Origin of the sequence: Brevundimonas sp., from assembly GCF_004210735.1 — a bacterium.
GTDB lineage: Bacteria > Pseudomonadota > Alphaproteobacteria > Caulobacterales > Caulobacteraceae > Brevundimonas.
The window spans coordinates 1-3,823 of the sequence record NZ_SDZL01000104.1 but is presented as its reverse complement, the minus strand read 5'-3'; the positions used below and the strand labels follow the sequence as shown (position 1 = coordinate 3,823).

The 3,823-nt window shown below is 67.5% G+C and carries 4 protein-coding genes; all 4 read right to left on the bottom strand.

Translation table 11 applies throughout. From position 1 onward, the window contains the following. Positions 1–597: LysM peptidoglycan-binding domain-containing protein (locus tag EON91_RS14060; RefSeq protein WP_292095973.1), on the bottom strand; the 597-nt coding region annotated here is incomplete at its 3' end. Between the two features lie 119 nt (positions 598–716). After that, a complete protein-coding gene (locus tag EON91_RS14055) occupies positions 717–1,361 on the bottom strand; it encodes a protein-L-isoaspartate(D-aspartate) O-methyltransferase (protein WP_292095971.1) in 645 nt (214 codons plus the stop codon). Further along, positions 1,358–2,149: a 5'/3'-nucleotidase SurE gene (surE, locus tag EON91_RS14050; RefSeq protein ID WP_292095970.1), complete on the bottom strand. Its 792-nt coding sequence runs from the start codon at positions 2,147–2,149 to the stop codon at positions 1,358–1,360. Before surE ends, EON91_RS14055 begins: the two co-directional genes overlap by 4 nt. Before the next feature lie 160 nt (positions 2,150–2,309). After that, the gene (gene serS / locus EON91_RS14045) at positions 2,310–3,713 is read right to left on the bottom strand and encodes a serine--tRNA ligase (RefSeq protein ID WP_292095968.1); all 1,404 of its coding nucleotides are present in this window, start codon (positions 3,711–3,713) and stop codon (positions 2,310–2,312) included. Positions 3,714–3,823: the final 110 nt, after the last annotated feature.

The window sequence follows — 3,823 nt, the reverse complement described above, 5'->3', positions numbered from 1 at the left end:
CACCACGACACCGACGGGCGACGGCCCGGTCGCATAAGGGTCAGAGCCCATATCCACGGCGCTGTCCGGCAGGATGATCCGCTGGCCCGTGCTGATCTGGCCCCGCGGGCCCAGACCGTTCAGGTCGATCAGGCTCTGGACCGGGGTCTGGAACCGGCGGCCGACGCCCGAAATGGTGTCGCCCGGCTGGATCACATAGGCCGCGCCCGGCATGGCCGAGGCGGGCGGGATGACCGGCGCAGGCGTGACGACCGGCGGCGTATAGGTCGGCTGCGGCGCATAGGGCGACGTCGAGGCGGGCGGAAGGCCACCGGCGGGGGGCAGGCTGCCCCCTTCGATCGGGGCGACCGGCGCCGTCACGGTCGGCTCGGTCACAGGCGACTCGACCCGGGCGGGGCCGCTGTCGTTATAGGCGCCCTGCGGATACGGATTTCCGGGCGGGCCATAGGGCGAACCCGTCGGCGGCGCCGCCTGCGCCCCCGTCGGCACAGGTCGGGTCGAATAGCGCGGCTCGCTGGGATAGCTGGAACAGGCCGCTGCCGACATGGCCAGCCCGCCCAAGATCATCGCCCTGGTCCATCCCGTGATGCCGCCCATGCGCCTGTCCTCTTTACCGTGAATTCGCCTGCCCGGTGTGCCCCGGCGCGCCGGCAAAGCCAACCCGCCAAAGCGCGCGAAAGTGGGGCGGAAAGGTTAATGGCGCCGCGCGCCGCCCCCTACCCCTCCTTGGCCACGCCCTCCACCAGAGGCACGAACCGCACCTCGCTCAGGCTTTCGCGGCGGAAGGAGCCGTCGTCCTGGCCGGTATAGCGATGCAGCATCTGCACAGAGGTCCGCCCCACCGGCGCGACCAGAATCCCGCCGGGCTTCAACTGCTTCAGAAGTTCGGTCGGCTCGTGCGGCGAGGCGGCGGTGACCATGATCCGGTCGAACGGGGCCTGTTCCGGCCAGCCCAGGCCGCCGTCGCCGTGGCGAGTGAAGACATTGTCCACGCCCAGCGCCTTCAGCCGCCCCTCGGCCTCGGTCAGCAGGCTGCGATAGCGCTCGACCGAATAGACAAAGCGCGCCAGCCGGCTCAGCACCGCGCACTGATAGCCGCTGCCGGTGCCGATCTCGAGCACCCGGTGGCGCGGCTGGACGTCCAGCGCCTGGGTCATCAGGCCGACGATATAGGGTTGGCTGATCGTCTGGGCGCAGTCGATCGGCAGGGCCTGATCCTCCCACGCCTGATCCAGGAACCGCTCGTTCACGAACAGGGCGCGATCGATGGACTCCATGGCCTGCAACACGCGCGCGTCCGTGACGCCCTGCTGCCTCAGGCTCAGGATCAGTCGTCCGGCGCGATCGTCGTGCATCTTCATGCGGCGGATATGGCCTTTGGCGGCGCCCCGCCCAAGACCTTCTTCAGATCATTGACGCTGCTCATATGGGTCAGGTCGATATGCAGCGGTGTGACCGAGATTTTTCCCTCGTCCATCGCCCGCAGGTCCGTGCCCTCGGCATGTTCCTGCGGGGCCCCGCGGAACGCCATCCAGTAATAGTCGCGGCCGCGCAGATCGGTGCGACGGATGGCGTGCATCTCGCCGATGTCGCGGAATCCCTGGCGCGTCACCTCGACCGTCTTGACCAGTTCCGGCGGCAGTTTGGGGAAGTTCAGGTTCATCACCACCCCATCCTCCCACTTCTGCTCCAGCAGCCGGGCGATGATGCCGGGGGCGAACGCCTCGGCCGTTTCCCAGTGGGCGACCACGTCGTCGTGGAACCGCTCCAGGCTCTGGCTCAGCGCGATGGAGCGGATGCCGAAGGCCATGCCCTGCAACGCGCCAGCCACCGTGCCGGAATAGCTGACGTCCTCGCCGACATTGTGCCCGCGATTGACGCCCGACAGCACCAGATCGGGCCGCTCGGGCATCAGGTCGTTGACCGCCAGGATGACGCAGTCCGTCGGCGTCCCCGTCACAGCGAACCGCTTGTCGCCCAGTTTGTTGACCCGCAGCGGCTCGGTCAGGGTGATCCCCCGCCCCTTGGCCGACTGCTCGGTCTGCGGCGCGACGATCCACACATCGTCCGACAGTTGGCGAGCGATCTTCTCAAGACATTCAAGGCCTTCGGCCTCGATGCCATCATCGTTGGTGAGGAGAATTCTCATCGCGCACCCCCATATTCCTTCTCCCCTTGGGGGAGAAGGTGGGCGCCGAAGGCGCTCGGATGAGGGGTAGGTGTCACCATGCGCGACGTCGAGAAGGCGGACACAGCCCCCTCATCCGTCGTGCTCCGCACGCCACCTTCTCCCCCGAGGGGAGAAGGGATCACGCTGCGCCCCCGACGGTCGTCAGCCCGCCCATGTACGGCTGCAGCACCTTCGGAACGGCGATGCTGCCGTCCTCCTGCTGATAGTTCTCCATCACCGCCACCAGCGTCCGGCCGACGGCCAGGCCAGAGCCATTCAGGGTGTGCAGGAACTCGGTCTTCTTTTCACCCGCGCGCTTGAACCGGGCGTCCATGCGCCGCGCCTGGAAGTCGCCGCAGTTCGAGCACGAGCTGATCTCGCGATAGGTGTTCTGGCTGGGTAGCCAGACCTCCAGGTCATAGGTCTTGCGCGCCGAGAACCCCATGTCGCCCTTGCACAGCAGCACCTTGCGATACGGCAACTCCAGCGCCTGCAGCACCGCCTCGGCGCAGCCGGTCATCCGCTCGTGCTCGGCGTCGGAGTCCTCGGGCCGGCAGATGGAAACCATCTCGACCTTGGAAAACTGATGCTGGCGGATCAGCCCGCGCGTATCGCGCCCCGCCGACCCGGCCTCGGCCCGGAAACACGGCGTCAGCGCCGTCAGCCGCATCGGCGTCGCCACCTCGTCCTCGGGCAGGATCTGCTCCCGCACGAGATTGGTCAGGGAGACTTCGGCGGTGGGGATAAGGAAATGACCGGCATCAAGAGTGGCTTCGACCGCACTGATAGCGACATCAATAAGCGAAGGGTTACCGCTGAATTCCGGATCGCTTCGCATCTCGGATCGAAGGTGCTCACGATCCACAGCCAGCGCTCGGAACAAGTCCGCTTCAAATTTCGGCAGTTGCCCCGTCCCGAACATCGCCTCGTCACGAACGAGCAGCGGCGGGTTCACCTCCAGATACCCATGCTGGTCCGTCTGCATGTCCAGCATGAACTGCCCGATGGCGCGTTCCAGACGGGCCAACTGGCCCTTCAACACGGCGAAGCGGGCGCCCGACATCCTGGCGGCCGCTTCGAAATCCAGCAGGCCCAGCGCCTCGCCCAGGTCGGCGTGATCCTTGGCCGGACCGGTGCGGCGCGGTTCGCCCCAGGTCAGGACCTCGACGTTCTGGCTCTCGTCCTCGCCGTCCGGCACATCGGCGGCGGCCATGTTCTTCAGGCCCGCCAGCAGGTCGCGCAGTTCGGCGCCCTTGGCCGCTTCGATCTCGGCCGCCGTGGCGATCTCGCCCTTCAGCGTCTCGACCTCGGCCTTCAACCGGTCGGCCTCGGCCATGTCCTTCTGGCCCATGGCGGCGCCGATGGCCTTGGACACGGCGTTGCGCTTCGACAGGGCGTCCTGCCCCGCCGTCTGGGCGCCGCGCAGTTCGACGTCGAGCGCCAGCAGGCGCGCGACCACGTCCGCCGCGTCATCCACGCCGCGCGACGCCCAGCCGGCGACATAGGCGTCGGGGTTCTCACGGATGGCTTTGATATCGTGCATGGCGGTTCAGTCTGGAGCGGTGCGAAAGAAGCGCACTGCTCTAACCCTCCACGCGGAGTCGGGCAAACCCGGCCGACAAAGCCCTCCCCTCGATGGGGAGGGTTGGGTGG

Excerpts from the sequence above, each read along its gene's own strand:
- serS (WP_292095968.1), bottom strand. The coding sequence starts at position 3,713 with ATGCACGATATCAAAGCCATCCGTGAGAACCCCGACGCCTATGTCGCC.
- surE (WP_292095970.1), bottom strand. The coding sequence starts at position 2,149 with ATGAGAATTCTCCTCACCAACGATGATGGCATCGAGGCCGAAGGCCTT.
- EON91_RS14055 (WP_292095971.1), bottom strand. The coding sequence starts at position 1,361 with ATGAAGATGCACGACGATCGCGCCGGACGACTGATCCTGAGCCTGAGG.